This is a genomic window from Rhizobium sp. NPDC092011 (genome assembly GCF_044756305.1).
In the GTDB taxonomy this organism is placed as follows: domain Bacteria; phylum Pseudomonadota; class Alphaproteobacteria; order Rhizobiales; family Rhizobiaceae; genus Rhizobium.
Window position 1 is genome coordinate 466,792 of sequence record NZ_JBIVSO010000004.1, and the last position, 20,416, is coordinate 487,207.

Below are 20,416 nucleotides of genomic sequence, written 5' to 3' on the forward strand. Positions count from 1 at the left end.
GTTTCAAGTATTCCGGTCCGCCGCATCACGGTCTCGTATCGATACGTCGCTCATTGCGAGAGTACCTCTCTACGCCAGAGTTCGGTCACCATCAGAAGCCATGGATGCGACCAGGGGCGACGCCCTTGATGGAAATCATCGAGGACGCGCTCTACGATATCCGGATTGAATAAGCCAGCCTTGATCACCGTCTCTCGGGACAGGCAATCATTGAGGACATCCGACAGAGGGCCCTTCATCCAGTCGCCATAAGGCAGCGCAAAGCCACGCTTCGCCCTAGTCTCGAAGAATTCGGCTGGCAGATAGCGGCGCGCCACGTCGCAGACGATTCTCTTCACTCCCGCCGCGCTGTAGCTGGCGTAGGGATTGAAGGTCTCTTCCGAAATCTGGATCTTGCTTGATGTCGGCAGGGAAAAAGCGAAGTCGGCAATGTCCACATCCAGGAAAGGGACACGCACTTCAAGCGAATGTATCATCGAACAGGCATCGATGTCGCGCAGAAGCTGGTTTCGCGTGTAGCCGTTCAGGCAAAGCACGCTGCCGCGGTCGAGCCAGCTTGCGTCCCGAAGCTCGTCGCAACCACCGATCTCCTCGGCGAAGCTTCGGAGCGATACCGTCTTCCGGGCATCGCCAGATAGCAATTCGTGCGCGAGATCCGGCCCGAAGCAATGATACTGGCGTCCGAAAATCTCATGAAACGCTGCGGGATCGATTTCCTGCGGCGCCATGCGGGCGGTAATCGCCCGCCCCATCGGCAAGCGTGACAGGAACTGGTTGACACGGCCGTGGTTGCCTTCGAGCGTCTGCTTGATCGTCCGCTCGACGCTCGCAAACCATGGATAGCCGAGAAAGAGCTCGTCGCCACCGGTTCCTGAAAGCGATACCGTCACATGCTGGGCGGCCGCATGCGCCACGAAATAGCTGTTCAACCCATCAACGGAGGGCTGATCCAGCCCGCGGACAAAGTTTTGCAGATGCTCGACCATGTCTGAGGCCGCAATTTCGACGCGGCTGTGATCAGTCTCGAGAAGCTTGGCAATCTCGGCGGCTTCGTGGCTTTCGTCAGCGGCATTGGCACCGGCTTCGAACCCGACGGAGAAGGTCTTGATATGACCGCCCGCTTCCCGTGCCATCAGCGCAACGATCAGCGACGAATCCACGCCGCCGGAGAGAAACGCGCCGACGGGGACATCGGCGACCATTTGCTGGCGCACGGAATCGCGCATCAGCGCAGCAAACCGTTCGACCTGCTCGCGGTAAGGTCGGCTGCGAAGACCTGCCACCCTGTCGAGCCCATAAGACCAGTAGCGCTTGATTGCGATGCCGTTGGCGTTGACGCGCATCAGATGCGCAGCAGGAAGAGCCTTCACCCCGGCGACAAGCGTTGCCGGTTGATAGATCGAACCGAGACTGAGCAGCTGCTGGAGCGACTGATGATCGACAGTGCGGGCAACCTTGCCGCTCGCAAGCAATCCTTTCAGCTCGGAAGCGAAAACGAGACCCTTGCCGCTTTCGGCATAAAGCAGCGGCTTGATGCCAAACTGATCGCGCGCGAGAAGAAGCGTATCGCGCCCGTCGCGGCGATCGTAGATCGCAAGCGCAAAGATGCCGCGCAACCGTGCAAGAAACTCCTCACCGAACTCCTGATAGAGCTTCAGGACCACTTCCGTGTCGGAACTGGTTTGGAAAACATAGCCACGCGCTTCGAGGATTTGGCGTTCGCTTTTAAAATTGTAGATCTCGCCGTTATAGACCATGGCGATCTTGCCATCTTCCGAGAACATCGGCTGATGGCCCCCACTCGACGTGTCGATAATGGCAAGTCGCGCCTGCGCAAGCACGACCTTTTCATCGGCAAACAGGCCGGTATCGTCAGGCCCGCGATGCCGCATCGCCACGATCATCGCCTGAACAGCATCACGATCCGCAGCCTGAAAACTTCCGGCTATTCCGCACATTCTATTTCTGCCCACCCAAAAGACGCTTCAGAATACTCCCGAAGGTGTTTTTATGCTCAGGCTCGTCGATCGACCGGCCTTTGGTGTTTTCCCAATTGCCACCCTTCAGATAGGGGGAAAACTCCGTTTTCAGCGGATCGGCGCTCGAAGCCATATAACCTTCGAGCTGATTGTTCGCTGCGAACATTCCATCGAAGGGCACACGAAATTCTCTGTCATCGACCTTCTTGAAGCAGGCATAGAACAGTATGTCGTGAGAATCCCACTTCTGAAAATCTCCGCGAGTATAGCCGGTCAGTGCAGGCTTATAGTCAACCGTAAACGACAAATCTATGACTTCATAGCCGTTCGCCGTCGCCAGATCGGCGAAGAAGCGCGGATGATAGTTGTAGAAAGCATGGTTCACGTTGCCTTGCGCCGGCAGCGCGTGAATCATCAGGCCGCCGACCTTGCAGAGATTATGGATGTTCGAAAAGACCGTACGTTGATCGAAACAATGCTCTGCGGTCCCGAGATTGGTGACGAGGTCGAATGTTTCGAAGTAATTGTAGCGTCGTTTCAAGTCTTCGTTCAGATCGAAGAGAAGTGAGTCCTGCTCACCACTGGCATCGATCGCGCGATAGGTGGAAAAGCCCAACAGCTTGTAAAGATCCGCCGCGCCGGAAATCGGCTTCGTGGCCTGCGGCAGAGCAAAACGGGACAGGATGCGGCCGATAATGTCATCGACGACGCAAACGTCCTGTGCGCCCAGTTCGATAACCGACGCACCCCTCAGCTTTCCCGACTGGCGCAACGATGCTGCCATATTTACCAGCTCTGCATTAATACCCATCGTACCCAGGCCCGATCGTTTAAGTTACTGTCAAGCGCTCCGCGTGCAGACAGCCTTATCGCACACCGCGTCCTTCCAGACCATTGTAGCCCGGATGAACGTCGATTTGGGAAAGACCGGCTTTTTCACTTCGGCCTTTGTCTGCATCATCCCAAAGGAGTTGTATTCACGCTTGATACATTTAGGCATCGTCGATCAAAAGACTTTCAAGGTTTACGAGGCCAGGAAAATTGGCGGCACTGCGCGATTCAATGACTATTGCGTCGCCGACAAAGTGAAGCAAGGAGTAGTGTTCCTTGGATTCAAACCCACTTATCAGCTCGGCGACAGCCACAGAAATAAAGTAGGAGCCGTTGTTCAGTCGCGGCGTCAACTCGAATTTGAGCTCCCGCACCTGGCCGGCTGTCAGTGAGATATCTTTTGCATTAGAGCAAAAGGTCGACGATGCGCCATAAACCTGAACGCCGGTCTGTGTCCGGATATCGAAACCGATTGACACAGACGGAATGTCGACACTGCTCTTCACATTGATCGCAAGATGGTATGTCTTGTCGTCTTCGAGATACCGCACGGCTCCGCCAGTCCTGTCGGTAATCATCGACGATATGACCTCCGCCTTGCGGGTGGCATCGGCCATGCTGGCACCTATCTCCATAGAGGGTGCCGTATCCGCCCCGTGGAGGTTCGCCATTTCCTCATGCACCATCTGCTCGTAAAGATAGCCAACGCTACGCGGATTACCCGTCGCAGCAACGGTGCCTTTGTTCAAGAGGATCGCCTTGTCGCAGAGGTCGTATATCTGCTGTAGGCTATGGGTCACAAACAGGACGGTTGCGCCGCTGCGCGCGATTTCGCGCATACGGGCGTAGCTCTTGGCATTGAAGATCATGTCTCCGGTCGAAAGCGCTTCGTCGACGATCAGAATATCCGGCTCGACGCTGACGGCGATGCTGAAGGCAAGGCGGGCAACCATGCCGCTCGAATATTCCTTGCAGGGCGACTCGATGAAATCCTGCAAGCCGCTGAAGGCGATGATCTCATCGGTCTTGGCCGAGATTTCCTGGTGAGTCATGCCGAGGCAGAGACCGCCTAAGAGAATATTCTCTCGTCCGCTCAGATCCATGTTGAAGCCGGTGCCGAGCACCATGATCGCCGACACGCGGCCGCGCACGTCGACAGTTCCGACCGTATGGTCGAGCGTGCCTGCGATGATGCGCAGCAGCGTGGTTTTGCCGGCACCATTGCGTCCGATGATCCCTACGACCTCACCACGGTGAACGTCGAAGCCGATATCTTTCAAAGCCCAATGTTCGCGGTGCCGCGTCTTGCGGGTGACGAGTTCGCGCAAGACATCCGATGGACGGTTGTAGAGGCGGTACATCTTGCCAAGCCCGCTGACCTTGATGGCGATTTCCTTGTTTTCGCTCACAGGTAGCTCCCGAAATGCGGCTTCAGCCGCGCAAAGATCGTAGCGCCAATCCATGTGGAGAGGAGTCCGACGGCACTTGCAATGATCCAGACCAACCAATTCCTGATGCCGCCGTAGTAAGCGGCGTCATGGAACGTCTCGATAAAAAGCGTCACGGGGTTGGCATAGAGCACGGGCCTTACCGCGGCCGGCACCCAGTCCATGAAATAGAAGATCGGAGCGATGTATACGCCGATCAGCGAATACATTTGAACGACTTCCCTGATATCGCGCAGGAAAACACCGATTGCCGACAGCGTAAACGCAACGCCGAACAAGAAAAGGTAAAGCGGTACGGCCGCCAAAGGATACAGCAGGATGCCGAATGATATGCGGCCGGTTGCCACCGCATAGATCAACAGCCCGCTGAAGCCGATCAGGAAGGTGGGCAAGGTCGCCAGCACCATTTTCACGGGCAGGATCTCTACCGGAAAAACCACCTGTTTCACGAGCGACGCCTGATGCGAAATGATCGAGGAACTGCGGCCCAATACATCGGCGATGACCAGCCATGGAATAAGGCCAGACAACATGTACAGCGTATGGTCACCGGGTATTTTCAGCGTGTCATCCACCTTGACCCGAAAGACCACGGCGAAGATGAAGATGAAAACCAGCACGGTCATGACGGGATGCACGACAGCCCAAACGGAACCGAGCATTTGGCCGGCATAGCGATCGGAGATGTCGCGACGCGCCATTTCGAGGAGCAGACGGCGGTTTTTCCTGAGGCTGCTAAAGAGAAAAGCGGTCGCAGAAGCGTTGGACATAGATCAGTTTTCCGATGTTTTGCGACGGATGCGCGACATTTCGGCAATCGTTTCGTAGAAGGAAAGGGCTCGAAGCTTGACTTGCTGCCTGTCCGCCATTTCCCGTACCCGTACCAGATTGTTCGAGGCCATGCGATCAACCAGCTGATCGTCCGTCATCAGGCGTACGAGAGCTTCGCCGATCTCATCCGGGTAGAGGTTGCGCGCAAATAGCACATTCTCTTCGTTCTTAACAACGGGCGCGATCGTATCAAGCGGGGAAACCAGAGGCGCGGCGCCGAGGGCCATCGCCTCCATCATCGTATTGGGAATGCCGTCGCTGAGCGAGGGCGCCAGCATGACGCGTGCCGACGCAATCCGCTTCAAAGTCTCCTCCCGCGTCAGCCTACCCGCCGTTGGGCAATGAATCTTGATATGCGGCGGGAACATCTTTTCGTACCAGATTTTGATGTCCGGCTGCACCATCCAGATCATCTCGATGCGGCAGGGCTGGATCCGCTCCCAAACATTGATGATGGCCTCAAACACGGGCATGGCCTTCGCGGTGTAGGTTTCATAGGCCTTTGGCCACAGAATTACCCTCTCACGCTGCGATGGCGGGAGCGTCCACATGCTACGAAGCGCATCGATGTCCATACCACCGGCGCCCGATACCACGCCCATGCCCGGTTCACGCATTTTCTCAGGCGCGAGTCCAGCGGTGAGCGCATAGTCGTAGTTTGGCTGGTTATCGGCTATGAAGTGATCGCAAGTACGCAGCACCTCTTCGATCAATTCGCGATATTCGGGCTGGTACCGCTGAAGTGCAAGATCCGGCCCTCCACGCGCCTGCGCCACCCAGCGGCCTAGGCCCTCAAGCCCAAACTGCTTGCGGGTGCGAAGATAAAGATAGCTCGCCGAATCGAAGCCAAGCGTGTGGATTATGTCCGGTTGCCAGTCCCGTATGGTTGCCGCCAGAGCCGCCTCGATCGTTGTCGGTTGCCCATTTCCGCCAATCTTTTCAGCAAGTCTGACACCACCATGGACCAAACGCGATATGCGTGGTCGCGCCGAAAGGATCCCGCGGTCAAGTGCGCTCCGCGCCGTTACCGCCAACCCCATCAGAGTGCTATCGGCCGGCGGAAAAACCAGTTTTCGGTCGGGTCTGTTTTGGTTGGCGCCGCCGGTGAAGGTCACATAGGTCTTGACAGGCCAGTCAGCCGGAGGATCCGCCGAAGGTAATGCAAAAAGCCGCACGTTGAAGGATGCATCTGCCAGAAGGTCGATCCAGGAATGCGTGTGTGAACTTTCCGGGAATCCCACGAAGAGGATCCTGGGTCGTCCCGGATACCGATCGGTGTCAAAGGTATCCATAATCAACTCAACTCTCGGCCGCTATCCCGGACTTGTTTTACCAACTGGCCCAGGCGTTGCAATTCGAGGCCAAGTTCCCGCAGGCGCATCTCATCCTTGCTTGCCCCAGACGCGATTTGCTTTGCTATCTGTTGAAGAGAAACCTCGACATTCCGCAAGGTTTGCTCGAGCTTCAGCTGACGATTCGTCGTTGCCGCATGCCATCCGGCAGCACGTAACTCCTGCTCCGCCAAAATCCGGTTCGTGGCGCTTACATTGTTCTGGATATTGTTCTCGACGTTACTCAATTGCGCCCTCAGGGCTGTAATACCGAGAGCATTGAGGATTGCGGCTCTGAGCGACTTCAACATGGCGATCACCGTTGATCCGCGGAGGTAGCGGAAACAAGAATTGTATGGCCCACTACATTCTGCAGCCAGCGGATGCCGGCAGCGCGCATGGCAGCCGCCGCAAAGCCGGCGCGCTGACCAACATCTTCAAGACCCCGCGCCCTCGCCAACGGATCGAAAATGAGCGCAGGCCAGATCGGCTCGTCCCATACGACAGGTAAATAAGAGTCCCACAGATAGTCAGGGAGCGGCTCAAAGCGCACCGCAGATACATTCAGTTGATGTGCCTCACACAATGCGCGGAAGCTCCGCTCGGTCCAACGTGTCGTATGATGAGGCGGCACCTCGGTCAGCGCCCGCGGGAACGCCCGTATTGGTCCTTCGGAATTGGGAGTGGTGATGACGAACGTCCCACCCGGCCGCAACAGCGGCAAAAAGGTCTCGATGAAAGTCACTGGGTTATCGACATGCTCCAGCACCTGCATCATGCAAATCGCGTCGAACTGCAGCGGAGCGCCATCCGCTGTAGCGAAAGCCGCAGGATCGACCGGCAATGTGCCATAGCCACGTTTGGCGAGATCGAGCAGCAACTGCTCATTCAGCTCGTATCCGAACAGCGAAGCTTCCGGAAGCCGCGCCCTCAGGTAGTCGAGAAACAGACCTGAGCCGCAGCCAACGTCAAGAATCGAGCGCGCGCCCACCTTCTCGATCTCGCTGGCGGCAGCGTCGAATTCCCATTTGTCATTGTTGTAATAGTCGACAGCGGCAATCGCCTGATAGAAATTCGAAGTACCGGCCACGATCGGATGAAACTGTCCAAAGCCGCACGCGTCACATGTATATAGCGAAACTGGCTCATCACCCACCGACCGATAATCGTCCCAGACTTCAGGCTTCAGCTGCTCCGGGATGGCCGTCTGCCACTGGTTTAGTACCTCAGGCAAGTGAACCGAGACATCGGACGGCTGGAGTGATCCGCGGCTGCAGATCGGACAGGTGCTCACGCCTTCGCTCACGACGTTGCACCCGGCTTGACCCGCATCCAGAAAGCGCTCGGCTCCGACATCGGATAGTCCTGCCGCATGCGATTGAACTCGGGGAACACCGCCAACATCCTGTCAGGGTGATTGATCATCATGTAATTCCCCGGCCAGACAATCTCGAAGCGATTATTGTAAGTCAGGAAAGCCTGCAGGAGATACTGTTCGTTCCAGTACAGCTGGTTCTCGAAATAGACCTTGGGATAAGGCTTTGGCATACTGATATCATGCACATGCACGAGCACACCGGGCTTCAGCCGTGGCAGGATTTCCAGGAATTCGTAGTGAACGTCGTTGCCGCTGCGGATCACATGGCTGGAATCGATGAACAGCATGTCGTTCTCTTCCAGTTCCTCGAAGAAAGAAACCGGCACATCCTGCACACGCTCCGGGACCAACTCATCCAGGCCCTCATAGCCGCCTTGAAACATCGGCCAGGGATAGGGGTCGATCGACGTGACCTTCGGTCTCCGGCCCGTTTCCGCCTTGTTCCTGTCCGCCGCGGCAATGGACAGCAATGTCGAGTTGCCATTGCCGATCTCGACGATCCGCTTGGGCTTGAAATGCCGGATAAGGCAATAGAGGACATGGGCATCGACAGCCATGTAGCCGCCATTGATCAGATAAAAGCCAGGCGGGTTGACCGGCCCATCTATCGGAAAGCGCTCCCGGAATTCCGGCAGGTATTTCGGGCAGATGCTTTCCATGACTTCAAACGCCAAAGGCTCGTTCGGATCAATGCCGACCATCTCCGAAGGCTTGCCCCAGAACTCATCCAACCTGTCGGTGTCATCCGGCACGGGAAGGTAGAAGTGCTTGCGCAGCATATGGAAGCCATGCCGATAGAAAATATCATGGCACGGATTTCCTGGTTGACCGGACATTCGTCCTGCCAGCTCTTCCGCCAGAGCGTCGGTAGAATAGCCGGACAATCCAACCGCAGGCTTCATCAGCCCATTGACAGCGCGCAGGCGATTTCTGACGGCCCTCAGACCGGATCGAATTCTTGTCTTCATGTGATTTGAAACGAACCGCACGAATCTATAGGCCTTGCGCATCGATCAGGCGTTCCCAAGCTGGCACGATCTGTTTGACATCGAAAGCAAGTGCGCGTTCGTAACCCTTTTCTCTAAGTTGTTGGGCAAGCCCCGGGCTGTCCATCAATGTTGATATTGCCTGTGCAAAAGCCCCTGGAGAAGTCTCGTCAACAAGCATACCGAAGTTTCCGCCACCCAATACATCGGATGGACCAACAGGGCAATCCACCGAGACAACGGGTGTTCCACAAATCATTGCTTCGACCAAAACGAGGCCAAAAGCCTCGAAGTGGGATGTCAATGCCAGAGCATCGGCCGCTGCGATCCAAGGTGCCGGGTTTTCTTGTTCGCCGATCAACGTGATGTGATTTGAAAGTCCCAGTTCCGCAATCCGTTTTTCCAAGGCAGGGCGAGCCCAACCATCTCCCACCAAAGCAAGCGAGAAATCTCGTTTGGCGCTCATCAACTCTCTGCACGCCAGGAACAGCAGTTCATGGTTTTTTTGCGGATCGAGCCTTCCAACATGAACAAGCCGGAAGCCCGGTGATTTCCGGACCCAATCCTGAACTGCGGGTAAGCGCTGGAACGATTGCCTTCGGATACGCGAGCAATCAACCGGATTTGGAACGACATCAATAAGACCGCCGCCTACTTTGAAAACGTCGACCAGATCATCCTTGCAACCAGCAGACGGTACCGTCACCCTCCCCGCTCGTTGGCATGCATTCGCCAGAAACCACCGCTCCGATTGAATCCTTTTAGGCTCCTTGTAGATGTCGTCGATGCACAAACTTTCCATGGTGTGAAGTGAGGCAACGTAGGGAAACGACCCTTCAGCCTGAGCCATCCACGCAGCGACGGACGCTTCCTCCATGACAGCTATCACCACGGCGCCAGCAGGAAGGTTGCCGGCTGCCTTGCCGAGGGCCTGCGCCTGAATTTGATGATGAATGACGGAAGGTATGAGACTAAATTTTTCACCGCCCATTGAGAAGTCCGCAGACATCTCGGCCTTTGGCTGGATGATTCGGCGCCGATGCCTCGATCGCCAGATGCCACGCAAGGTCTTGCCGACCGCCAGCCTCTCGCGCAGTCGCTCGCTCAGCATTCGGTGATAGATCTTTTGTCCTAAGCCTACTGCGCCACGCATGTTTTTCACAACGACACCAGAAGTTTCGGCAACCTCCTCCTGAGTGATGAGACGAAACGATGCGCGCCCAAGGTCCGGCACTGCATTGTGCTCTTCAAACATCGTCCAGATTTCGGGCTTGTAGCGCCGGCGATCGAGGTGTCGGGTGAGATCAAGCACCACCCTTTCGGCGCCTCCACCCGTCAGCACACGCTCCAAGAAAACCACGGGCCGAACTGGTTCCGAGTCATTATTCAGAACCGCAAAAACAGCCTTAACGAACTCCTCAACGTCGGAATCGCCACGCATGTCGATCGCAGCAAGTGAACCAAGCCAGGAATTGCGGCCTATACCATCGAAATAGACGGCGAGATCGACATCTCCAAGCCAAGGCAAGGTGTTCATATCGAAGCGCTCGACCGAAACCGCGGCAACGCCGCCGTGAACGCTCCAGTTAGGCGTGCCCAGTTCGTCGCCCACCGCCAGAATGACAGGTCGCAAGCCAAGCGACAAAAGTTGCCTTGCGGCAGTAAAGAGCGGCGCCTCGCCATCGAGACTCTGGTTACTCAATAGGGCAATACGTGCTCGATGCGAGGCGCCAAAGCCCCTATCTTCAACTTCGACGTTGTCAAACCGAGACAGATAATCCGACAAAGAGCGGGCATCTGAGCCCTCGTGACCAATCCGCGATTCCCATTCTCGCAGAGCGACGTCTACCGGGTTCACTGGTTGGTAGGCAAAGTGCCTCTCCGCTCTCGTCAACGAGAGCGCAAGCTGCTTCCACATCCAACTCCAGTTGCTATCATCCTGCTCGAAAGCCATGCCGCGAACTCGATCTTCGACCAATTCGCGAACAGCCGGCCACTCGCATGAGGCTGAATATACCCATTCCAGAATGCGCAGTATGAGGGCCGGATGGGCGCCCATGGCATAGATAAAAGCAGTGGCTTCGCAAGCAACGTCGAGCGCCTCGGAAACGGCTTTGAGCGCCGTCTCCTCACGCGTCAGATCAGCATGGGGAACGAGGGCATGAAAAGGATGCTCGTTCAGAAATCGGATTGCAGCCTTGGAGGTGTCAAAATAGCAAGCCGCCGGAAATGTCTCCGAGCCCTGCTCGGCATGATTTCGGCTTATGACGGTCCATTCAGAAACAAATGTAGCCTTGTTCCTTTGCAAAAGGCGCAGCCACTGATCATAGTCTTGCGCATAACGTAGCGCCGGGTCGAAGAAGCCGACATCTTCCCATGCCGTCCGCCTGACGCAGATTGAAATGCCGCTAATATAATTCCGATAGAAAAGCGTGAGGATCTGATGATCTTCGACGGGCACCGGACCCCAGAGGTCACGCCGCTCCAGATCGCCGGTCGATTCTCGCAGCAGGGTGAAATAGGAGAAAAAGAAGCTGGATTGTGGATGCGCCGCAATCCAGCGGCGATTGATTGACAGTTTGGTTGGCTCAAACAGGTCATCGGAGCTCAGCCAGTGAATCCACTCACCAGTAACATGCTGAAGCGCCGTGTTCAGTGCACGTGCGACTCCACCGTTTTCTTGATGAATGCATTTAATACGGCTATCCCTTTTGGCGTAGGCTTCAATGATCTCGCGCGTCGAATCCGTCGAACCATCGTTCACGACGATCGCTTCCCAGTCAGCATCGGTCTGGCTCATTATGCTGTCCAGGGCCGCACTAATGTACTTGTCCTGGTTGTATGTCGGAACAACAATTGAATGGAATGGCATGCCGTTATCGTGTCTCCACTAGCCTGTTTCGCCTGGAATGCGATGCAAGCCTATTGACCGGATTCTGATTTTGACTGGGGTGTTGGACAAGTTCAACAGAAAGCTGATTGCCATCGCGGCAGTCGCCATCTGCTGGCTATCGTCTTCGCTCACCAATCTAACATGTGACATTCCCTAGCGCGGCGGCTGGGCACGATCAACCCATGCGCAAAGGCGGACTGGCAGCCCCATTGAAAGAAGACGGTGTTTTCTGATTTCGAGTCTGCGTATAAATGATTGGAGTATCAGTCATGCCCAGATCGGAATTGACCATAACTGCGGTGAACCGCTTCAGAGCGCGATGGCACTCCAAATGCTCAGCCGCGACAGCCGGTATCCCGAAACAAAAAATGACGATATCGGGCAGAAGACAAACTTTAAAGCTAGGATTTGGCTGGGGAACCTGGACTCGAACCAAGATTAACGGAGTCAGAGTCCGTCGTTCTACCATTGAACTATTCCCCAACGACCGCCGAGCGATGAAATCGTTCGTGGCGAAGGTGGGGCCTCTATAATCGAATTTGCCGCAGATGCAAATACTTTAACGCGGACAAATGCAATTTTTTGAAAGCGAGGGTGCGGCGTCCACGTCAGTCGGCGGATGCTCATGCATTTGGGGGATTTCGCGAGCTTCGTGGCCTGTTTCGCCGAGAGCATGGGATCCGGGCAGCATGCCTCGGCAGCTCCACATTCGGCTGGGCTTACCAGCGCAGAAGACGCCTGCCGAGGACATATCCGATGCCCGTTACGATGGCGATCGCGATCGGATACCAGAGCAGCACGAAGAGTGGGCTGTCGTCGGTGCAATTGGAGGCATAGAAGGTTGCCGCGATGCCGCTGGCGGCAAGGCCGGCGACGGCTCCGGCGACGCCCGGCCGCTCGGGCGCTCCCTGGCGCAGGGCAAACAGGAAGCAGGCAAGCGGGCCGATCGACAGCAGCGGTATCAGCGTCAGGCAGAAGCGCGCATTGTGCCCGATCATCCGCGCGCTCCAGCTATCGGCCGGCATGACCGCCATCTCCGCAACAACGGCGCCGAGTAAAAGGACGGGCGCCGCCAGAAGCATCCAGCCCCAAAGGCGCAAGGATGCACCCGGCCGGCCGATGCGGAAGACGACGGCGCAGGCCGTCACGGCAAGCGCGATCGTCACGACGAACTTGAACAGGAAGCGCACGGTTTCCATTGCCGTGTCTATGTCGGCGCGAAAGCCGATCATGGCAAAGAAGAGGCCGCCGCTGATCAGGATACCCGCGATGACCGCCATGGTCAGGGCTTTGCCGATCCGCGAACGGACCGGCGCATCCTGCGCCAGAAGATGGATAAGGTCATCGGTTTTCACTGGTTTCACTCCGATACAGGGCCGCAAGCACTTTCAGCGCACGATGCAGCGCCACGCGCACCGCCCCTTCCGTCATCTTCAGCCGATCCGCCGTTTCCCGCACGCTCGTTCCCTCGACGGAAATCGAACGCACGATGGTCTTCTGCGGGTCCTTCAACTGCTCCAGCATGCGGTCGACGTCCAATCGATCCAAGGCGTCGGCATGCTCCTCTGCCTCGAGAACATCGATCACGTCGTCGATCGGCACGCTCATATGTCGTCCACGCCGCCTGAGACTGTCGATGAGCTTGTTGCGCACGATCGTCGACAGCCAAGGCCCGATCGGGCGTGCCGGATCCCAGGTCCCGCGCTTCAGGTGGATGGCAAGCAGCACTTCCTGAACCACGTCCTCGGCCTCGCTCACCGGCGCACCGAACTGGTCGCAACGCCGGCGCGCCATAGCGCGCAGATGCGGCGTCACTGCGGACAGGAAGCGATGGTAGGCCTGCGCATCGCCGCCAATCGCAGCGCGCATCCAGACTGCCCATTCCTCTTCGCGCGCCGAATGGCCCACCCGATATCTCCTCTACGCAGGACCGCAGCATTTCGTTACCGGCAACGGTCCTTCTTTTTCAAGTCTTTTCGGCTTTCGTCCCGAAACGGCCGGCAGGCGCATCGGCTCACTGGGACATATAGCCGGCACAGAATATGTCAGTGCCGTTAAAAAAATTCGCGCGGTCTGTAACATCGCCCCCGCAGCCTCCGTAGACCTCGATGCAAGCCAATGACGGCTCGCATCCATCTAGGAGACAGATCCATGAAGAACAGCATCATCACCCTGGCTATCGCAGGCTCGATCGCATCGGCCATTGCATCCATCGCTGTCCCGGCATCGGCAGCCGACTCCAAGGAAAAGTGCTATGGCGTAGCGCTGAAGGGCCAGAACGATTGCGCAGCCGGCAAGCATGACTGCGCCGGAAAATCGACCATGAGCTATGATAAAATGTCCTTCAAGCTGGTTCCCACGGGCACCTGCACCTCCATGAAAACCCCGAAGGGCCATGGTTCGCTGACCCCGGCCTGATCCCGGTCACACCAACCAATCCAACATCTGATGTAAGGAATTTGTCATGAGCAGGATTTCCGCAGTCGCCTTGGCCGCATCGGTCGCAACAGCCGTCACATTGGCCGCCGGCATCACAGCCGCTTCGGCCGCCGACGCCAAGGAGAAGTGCTACGGCATCGCACTCAAGGGTCAGAATGATTGCGCCGCCGGGCCCGGCACGACCTGCGCCGGTACGGCGAAGATCGATTATCAGCGCAACTCGTGGAAGCTGGTTCCCGCCGGAACCTGCGAAGCGATCAAGACGCCGAACGGCCATGGCACCCTTATGCAGGGTCCGGCGCCCGTCTGAGCGGATGCGCTGACGCGGGGCGGTGCATGTATCAGCGCCGCCCTCCTTCCACGATCGAGCCCATCCGAACGGAGGCCTGCAATGAAACCGTCAGAACTTCCCCGTTGCGCCGGGGTCGGCTTCAAGCCGGAACATTTCGCTGAGATCAATGCCGCCAGCCAGCCGATCGGCTTCTTCGAGGTCCATGCCGAAAACTATATGGGCGCCGGCGGGCCGCCGCACGCTCAGCTCGGCAAGCTGCGTCGCGACTATGCCCTCTCCATTCACGGAGTCGGCCTCTCGATCGGCTCGATGCAACCGTTGGACAAGGAGCATCTTGCCCGCCTGAAGATCGTTTGCGACCGCTACGAGCCGGAGAGCTTTTCGGAGCATCTCGCCTGGTCCAGCCACGACACGACGTTTCTCAACGATCTGCTGCCCCTGCCCTATACTGAGGCTACCCTCGCCCAGGTGTGCGCCCATATCGATCAGGTTCAGACATTGCTAGGCCGGCAGATGTTGCTTGAGAATCCGGCTACCTATCTGCTCTTCGAGGAGAGCACGATAGAGGAGACGGAGTTCCTTGCGGAAGTCGCGCAACGCACGGGCTGCGGCCTTTTGCTAGATGTCAACAACGTCTTCGTCGCCGCCACCAATCACAGACTGGATCCGCGCGACTACCTCAAGCGCTTTCCGGTGCAATGGATCCGCGAGATCCATCTGAGCGGCCATTCGGAAACCCTCGACGATGCCGGCGCACCGCTCCTGATCGACAGCCACGATACGCCGGTCAAGGACCCGGTATGGGATCTCTATGAAGAGCTGATCGCCCGCACCGGCCCGATCGCCAGCCTGGTCGAATGGGACAATGATGTGCCCGAGTGGCCGGTTCTGCGCGCCGAAGCCGAAGCTGCCGGCGCCATCCTGCGCCGCGCTACCGAACGCCATGCGGCGTAAGGAGGATCCATGTCTCTCGTGACGCAAACGGAATTCGCCGCAGCACTCGTGGATCCCGGCCTTGCCGTGCCCGAGGGGCTGACCGCCTGGAACGGCCCGAGGCCCGAAAGGCGCTTCGGCGTCTATCGTAACAATGTTGCCGTCGGACTGATCGGCGCCCTAGCTTCGCGTTTTCCGGCCGCCGGTAAAATCGTCGGAGAAGAGTTTTTCGCTGGTATGGCGCATGAATTCATCCGCCTGCACCCGCCGCGATCGCCGCTGCTTTTAGCCTATGGCGATGACTTCGCCGATTTCGTCGAGTGTTTCGAGCCGGCAGCGGAAATTCGCTATTTGCCCGATGTCATCAGGCTGGAAGCGGCTCGCGGCAAGGCCTATCACGCTGCCGACGCCGTGCCGATCGACGCGGCCTTGTTGGCGACAGTCGAACCCGCGGGACTGGAAAGCCTGTGCTTCACATCGCACCCATCGGCCTCGATCATTCGCTCGACCCATCCAGCGGTCACCATTTGGGCAATGAATGCCGGCGAGATGGAACTTGGAGAGATCGCCGATTGGACGGGCGAGGACGCGCTCGTCATTCGCCCTGAGATGACGGTGGAGGTGCACAGATTGCCGCCGGGCGGCGCGGTCTTTCTAATGCGGCTGTTTGATGGCATCGATCTCGGCCACGCCTTCGAGGCCGCTCTTGCCGAAGAAGCAGATTTCGATCTTTCCGCCAACCTCGCCGGTGCGCTCGCCGCCGGCGCGTTCACGGCCATTCGCTGAGCGCCAGGGAGAACCGACATGCAAGACCGAATGATGACGGCCACCGCGGCCGAAGCTGAAACCATGCCTCAAAGGCTCTACGGCGCCTTGAAGCTTCTCGACCGCATCCCGCACGACCTGATCGCGCTCGTCGCGCGCCTGTCGATCGCCGCCGTCTTCTGGCAATCCGGCCAGACCAAGGTCGATGGCTGGCATGTGACGGACAACGCGGTCTATCTCTTCCAGACGGAATATAAACTGCCTCTCGTCGATCCCTGGATCGCCGCGCATATCGCCGCCTTCAGCGAGCACTTCTTTCCGCTACTGCTCGTCATCGGCTTGGCGAGCCGGCTTTCGGCGCTGGCGCTGCTCGGCATGACGCTGGTGATCGAGATCTTCGTCTATCCGGACGCCTGGCCAACCCATGGGACATGGGCAACGTGTTTCCTGGTCATCATCGCTGGCGGGCCGGGGCGGATCGCGCTCGATCATTTCATCGCCAGGCGGTTTGGCCGGGCAAAGTGACATCGAAGCAAACTGGATAATTGCCCGAGCGCGGGGGGCCTACCGCAAGACAGGTTCCCCGTGGAAGCGGCGCTGCGACGGCTTGGAAACGCCGAAGCCGACTTCCATCATCAGGCGCGGCTTTTGCGTGGGGACGGTGCCCATGTGAAAGCCGAATGGGTCCTCCACAAAACCCGAACCGGCCCTGCCGGTCAGCGTGACGGCGCTCTCCTGCCCGTAATAATCAAGCACTTCGTCGGCCGAATGCCCGACCAGCAGGGTCAGCTGATGCTTGACGCGCCGCCGCCTGTGGCTGCCCTTGACGAAGACGTGCGGCCCGGTGCCTTCGTCCACGTCAACCAGATTGAAGAAGAATTTCAGCATACGCCAGTCGTCGAGATCAAAATGATACTTGTCGAGCGACGCCATGCTACGATCCGCTTCCGAAGCCTGCGTCGGAAAGCTCCACCAGATGCGCGTGGTAATCACCTTGGCCTGCCCGCCGAGATATTGTCGGGCGACGTCGATCAGCAGCGGATCGCGCTGCACCGCCATGACGGCATCGCAATCCAGCGAGCGCTCGAAGAAATGACCGCTGAGGATCGGCCGTTCAAAACGGGTTTCCGCTTGCCTGTGGTCTCCCGCGACGAACTCCAGCTTGCGGCTGAAATTGCCGAAACAGCCGGTGGTCAGCGCGAATTCCGCGATCTCCCGGTGGATAGGATCGGGCAGCATCAGGCCGGAGAAAATCCCGTCCGTCCGCAGTGCAGCGACGACATCTCGGCGCTCGAGCCCGGCGAACATCGACGTACCGGAAACAGGCAGCGAAACGCGCTGCCTGGTTGCGAACCAATGCATGCGCCGAAACGGCAGGGTTCGCGCCAACAGGAACATCGGCAGCCATGCCGGGTTTTCCCGAAGATCGGTCAGATAGGTCGGTATCCTGACGGCCATGCGCTTGAAGCGCCCGCCTTGCCGCGCAATGGACTCGAGGTCTTTTGCCGGGGAATTATGCATGGCTATTCTCTCCACACGCGTGCAAAGCCGTAGCGACAGGATCAACATCCTGTTGCTATTAATTCATTGAGACTTTAGCGTTTATTCGCAGCAGCGAATGTGCTGTGCATCGCGGCAAATAGAAGCCTGCCGCCCTTGGTCAAGGGGGCGGAAAATCATAAACTTGATTCAAACGGTAGAAAATTCCCGTATCGACACGCGGGGCTTTTGAAGGCGTCCGGAGATCGCGGCACGGTTGCTTTTCGCCCTTGAAAATCGACAGCGCGCCCAAAATGAATACCGGAACGTCACATCTCATTTGCCGTTACTTAGGAGAGTGGTGTTATTGCTCCTTCGACAGACGCGAACGGAGCCATGGCATCGACACAGCGGGAAGAGTTTGAGGTCAGCTCGACATGACTGTCTTCTAACAGTCACATTCCTGTTGGCATTGTTGGCTAAATGAGCGGCAACACATGAAAGAAGGCCCCCATAGATGACGGAAACGAAGACCTTTGATCCCGCGGATGGAATTGTTGACTTCGATGCCGGCGAGGGCGAAGCCCCGACCGTCGTGGAGATGGACGATTATACCAAAAGTCTAGCCCGGGCGAAGGCCAAGTCCGTCAAGCTCGTCGATGCCATTACCGGCCAGACGCTGAAGAAGAAGGATGCGGTGCACGTCGATGACCTCCGCCCATCCCTGGCGGATTTCATGCGGCTGAAGCATCCCGAGCTTCGCGCCGACGATTATGTCAGCCGCAAGGTCATGGACGACTATCGCGCCCAGTACATCGCCCAGCTTCTGACGGTCGAGCGAGGCGAGCTTTCCAACCTCGAGGACGAGGTGGTCGAGAGCCTGAAGACCCATGATACGCTCGCCGAGAACATCGAAGAGGACTACGAAGACAACCGCTCCATCGGCGACCGTATGGCGGATGCAGTCGCCACCTTTGGCGGCAGCTGGACCTTCATCATCTCGTTCTGTCTGTTTCTCGCGGTCTGGATGGCCGTCAACGTCATCATAGGCGAGAAAGAGGCATTCGATGCCTATCCGTTCATTCTCCTGAATCTTGTGCTGTCGACGATCGCAGCGCTGCAGGCGCCCGTGATCATGATGAGCCAGCGACGCCAGGAAGAGAAGGACCGCCTGCATGCGCTCAACGACTATAAGGTGAACCTTAAGGCCGAGCTGGAAATTCGTCACCTGCATGAAAAGGTCGACCATCTCCTCAACCGCCAATGGGAGCGCCTGACCGAAATCCAGCAGATCCAGATCGAAATGATGCTCGAACAGGCCAAGACCGCCACACGCGCGTTGAAGACCAACAAGGCTGCGAAAGCAAAGACCAGCGGCCTCAAGAGCCTGTTCGTCAAGGCCAAGGATCCCGATCCGGACGATTCCGTGAATTGACTTGGCGGGAGCTCGCTCCGGGCCTGCTTCCGTTATGACGCTACGACAAGCGGGCCGTTCGGCCCGCTTTTTCATGCCCCCTCCACGTGATGCAAGCCAGACGTTTCACGTGAAATATCATGTTGCCGCCGGCCCTTAAGTTCACGCATCGGCCGTCTTTCTCTGGGTCGCAGGCAACATCGGCATGCAGGCAAGATAAAGCAGGGCGCCGAGGATCCAGACCAGGCCCGGGAAGACGGATCTGGACGCGAAGTAGATCTCGCTGATGGCCAAGGGCGCGATGACGGATGCAAGGCTGGTCAGGCTGCCCAACACGCCTTGCATGCGCCCCTGATCCTCCGACCCCACGCGCTGCGTCATCATCGACAACAATGCGGGCTGGCCGATGCCACCGAGGCAAAACAGCGGAAAGAGCAGGAAGGCAACGAAACCGCGCGTGGCGAAAGCGATTGCGATATAGGCGGCGCTGTCGCAGACGATCGCGACAACGAGCGCCCGCCGCTCGCCCCAACGCTCGCTCAGCGGACCGGCGACAAAGGCCTGGGCAAGCGCATGAAACAGGCCGAAACCCGCAAGCGAAAGGCCGACGGTCGCCGTGTCCCACGCAAACTTGTCCTGACCGTAGAGCACCCAGATGGTGCCGCCAATTTCACCGACCATGCTGAGGATGACGGACATTAAAAGCAGCGGCAGCAATGCCGGAAACGCGCCGATCCAGCGCAAGGGCGCCAGCGGATGGAAAGCGGCCGGATCGAGGCGTTCCGGCTTGGCGCTGCGCGTTTCCGGCAGAACGGTGAGCGCCAGGATGAAATTCACCATGACAAGCAGCGCCGCCGCGACGAATGGCGCTCGAATGGAAACCGTGCCGAGCACGCCGCCGATCACAGGGCCGAGAATGAAGCCGATGCCGAAGCAGGCACTGAGCAGCCCGAAAGCGCGCGCGCGTTTCTCCTCGGGCGTAATATCGGTAAGGCATGCCGCCGCGACGGACGCGTTTGCAGCCGTGAAGCCGGCAACGGCGCGTCCGAGGAACAGCCACCAGAAACCCGGCGCCCATGCCATGAAGGCGTAGTCGATCATCCCGCCCGCCAGCGAGACCAGCAGCACCGGCCTGCGCCCATAACGATCGCTCAATGTCCCGAGGACGGGAGCGGCGAGGAACTGCAGCGCGGCATAGAGCGACAGGAACGCGCCGTACCGCCAGCCGAGATCGGGCGTATGCGCCACGCTGCGAAGAAGCTCCGGCAGGATCGGCATCACGAGGCCCGTACCGGCGGCGTCGAGAACGACGACGGACAGGATGGTCAAGAGCATCTTGTTCATAGCACAAAACTTATCGTTGATAAGGAACTTTATCGCTGATAAATTATGGCTTCGAAACTGTCAATCGGAGATG

General features: G+C 57.9%; 19 protein-coding genes and 1 tRNA gene. 6 read left to right on the forward strand and 14 right to left on the reverse strand.

Features of this window, described 5'->3' with window-relative positions; all coding sequences use genetic code 11:
• Positions 1-50 precede the first annotated feature (50 nt).
• The 12 genes from asnB to ACIQJ2_RS20525 form a co-directional block, all read right to left on the reverse strand.
• Positions 51-1,958 (reverse strand): asparagine synthase (glutamine-hydrolyzing), encoded by a 1,908-nt coding sequence (gene asnB / locus ACIQJ2_RS20470; RefSeq protein ID WP_400671020.1) that lies wholly within the window; start codon positions 1,956-1,958, stop codon positions 51-53.
• A gap of 1 nt (position 1,959) precedes the next feature.
• Positions 1,960-2,763 carry a hypothetical protein gene (locus tag ACIQJ2_RS20475; RefSeq protein ID WP_400671022.1) on the reverse strand — a complete coding sequence of 268 codons (804 nt, stop codon included), beginning with the start codon at positions 2,761-2,763 and terminating at the stop codon, positions 1,960-1,962.
• Positions 2,764-2,971: 208 nt separating this feature from the next.
• Positions 2,972-4,219 (reverse strand): ABC transporter ATP-binding protein, encoded by a 1,248-nt coding sequence (locus ACIQJ2_RS20480; RefSeq protein ID WP_400671025.1) that lies wholly within the window; start codon positions 4,217-4,219, stop codon positions 2,972-2,974.
• Positions 4,216-5,028 carry an ABC transporter permease gene (locus ACIQJ2_RS20485; protein WP_400671027.1) on the reverse strand — a complete coding sequence of 271 codons (813 nt, stop codon included), beginning with the start codon at positions 5,026-5,028 and terminating at the stop codon, positions 4,216-4,218. The genes ACIQJ2_RS20480 and ACIQJ2_RS20485 overlap by 4 nt, the downstream gene beginning before the upstream one ends.
• 3 nt (positions 5,029-5,031) lie before the next feature.
• Positions 5,032-6,381, reverse strand: coding sequence for a glycosyltransferase family 4 protein (locus ACIQJ2_RS20490; RefSeq protein WP_400671030.1), 1,350 nt, complete (start codon positions 6,379-6,381; stop codon positions 5,032-5,034).
• Positions 6,382-6,383: 2 nt separating this feature from the next.
• Entirely contained in the window at positions 6,384-6,731 is a 348-nt protein-coding gene (locus ACIQJ2_RS20495; RefSeq protein ID WP_400671033.1) for a hypothetical protein, read from the reverse strand.
• Positions 6,732-6,736: 5 nt separating this feature from the next.
• Entirely contained in the window at positions 6,737-7,726 is a 990-nt protein-coding gene (locus ACIQJ2_RS20500) for a class I SAM-dependent methyltransferase (protein ID WP_400671036.1), read from the reverse strand.
• On the reverse strand, positions 7,723-8,700 hold the full coding sequence (locus tag ACIQJ2_RS20505) for a class I SAM-dependent methyltransferase (protein ID WP_400671039.1): 978 nt from the start codon (positions 8,698-8,700) through the stop codon (positions 7,723-7,725). Before ACIQJ2_RS20505 ends, ACIQJ2_RS20500 begins: the two co-directional genes overlap by 4 nt.
• Before the next feature lie 91 nt (positions 8,701-8,791).
• On the reverse strand, positions 8,792-11,656 hold the full coding sequence (locus ACIQJ2_RS20510) for a glycosyltransferase (protein WP_400671042.1): 2,865 nt from the start codon (positions 11,654-11,656) through the stop codon (positions 8,792-8,794).
• Between the two features lie 430 nt (positions 11,657-12,086).
• Positions 12,087-12,160 (reverse strand) — tRNA-Gln (locus ACIQJ2_RS20515).
• A 236-nt stretch (positions 12,161-12,396) separates the two neighbouring features.
• Positions 12,397-13,032: an NrsF family protein gene (locus tag ACIQJ2_RS20520; RefSeq protein WP_400671044.1), complete on the reverse strand. Its 636-nt coding sequence runs from the start codon at positions 13,030-13,032 to the stop codon at positions 12,397-12,399.
• Complete coding sequence (locus ACIQJ2_RS20525) at positions 13,019-13,585, reverse strand: sigma-70 family RNA polymerase sigma factor (protein WP_199148607.1); 567 nt, start codon at positions 13,583-13,585, stop codon at positions 13,019-13,021. Before ACIQJ2_RS20525 ends, ACIQJ2_RS20520 begins: the two co-directional genes overlap by 14 nt.
• A gap of 243 nt (positions 13,586-13,828) precedes the next feature.
• Here ACIQJ2_RS20525 and ACIQJ2_RS20530 point away from each other — a divergent pair, with 243 nt between their 5' ends.
• The 5 genes from ACIQJ2_RS20530 to ACIQJ2_RS20550 all read left to right on the forward strand — a co-directional run bounded on the left by ACIQJ2_RS20530 (position 13,829) and on the right by ACIQJ2_RS20550 (position 16,631).
• On the forward strand, positions 13,829-14,095 hold the full coding sequence (locus ACIQJ2_RS20530; RefSeq protein WP_199148606.1) for a DUF2282 domain-containing protein: 267 nt from the start codon (positions 13,829-13,831) through the stop codon (positions 14,093-14,095).
• A 46-nt stretch (positions 14,096-14,141) separates the two neighbouring features.
• Entirely contained in the window at positions 14,142-14,426 is a 285-nt protein-coding gene (locus ACIQJ2_RS20535; RefSeq protein ID WP_199148605.1) for a DUF2282 domain-containing protein, read from the forward strand.
• An 81-nt stretch (positions 14,427-14,507) separates the two neighbouring features.
• The gene (locus ACIQJ2_RS20540) at positions 14,508-15,362 is read left to right on the forward strand and encodes a DUF692 domain-containing protein (RefSeq protein ID WP_400671047.1); all 855 of its coding nucleotides are present in this window, start codon (positions 14,508-14,510) and stop codon (positions 15,360-15,362) included.
• Between the two features lie 9 nt (positions 15,363-15,371).
• On the forward strand, positions 15,372-16,127 hold the full coding sequence (locus tag ACIQJ2_RS20545; RefSeq protein ID WP_400671049.1) for a putative DNA-binding domain-containing protein: 756 nt from the start codon (positions 15,372-15,374) through the stop codon (positions 16,125-16,127).
• Positions 16,128-16,145: 18 nt separating this feature from the next.
• Positions 16,146-16,631, forward strand: a complete 486-nt coding sequence (locus ACIQJ2_RS20550) for a DoxX family protein (RefSeq protein WP_400671051.1) — start codon at positions 16,146-16,148, stop codon at positions 16,629-16,631.
• A 39-nt stretch (positions 16,632-16,670) separates the two neighbouring features.
• On the opposite strand, the gene ACIQJ2_RS20555 is transcribed toward ACIQJ2_RS20550, so the two are convergent.
• Positions 16,671-17,627, reverse strand: a complete 957-nt coding sequence (locus tag ACIQJ2_RS20555; protein ID WP_400671054.1) for a phytanoyl-CoA dioxygenase family protein — start codon at positions 17,625-17,627, stop codon at positions 16,671-16,673.
• A 475-nt stretch (positions 17,628-18,102) separates the two neighbouring features.
• Between ACIQJ2_RS20555 and ACIQJ2_RS20560 the strand changes: the two genes are divergently transcribed.
• The gene (locus ACIQJ2_RS20560) at positions 18,103-19,020 is read left to right on the forward strand and encodes a DUF1003 domain-containing protein (RefSeq protein WP_400671057.1); all 918 of its coding nucleotides are present in this window, start codon (positions 18,103-18,105) and stop codon (positions 19,018-19,020) included.
• Between the two features lie 141 nt (positions 19,021-19,161).
• Here the strand turns inward: ACIQJ2_RS20560 and ACIQJ2_RS20565 are convergent, their stop codons facing one another.
• Positions 19,162-20,343, reverse strand: coding sequence for a TCR/Tet family MFS transporter (locus ACIQJ2_RS20565; RefSeq protein WP_400671059.1), 1,182 nt, complete (start codon positions 20,341-20,343; stop codon positions 19,162-19,164).
• Positions 20,344-20,416: the final 73 nt, after the last annotated feature.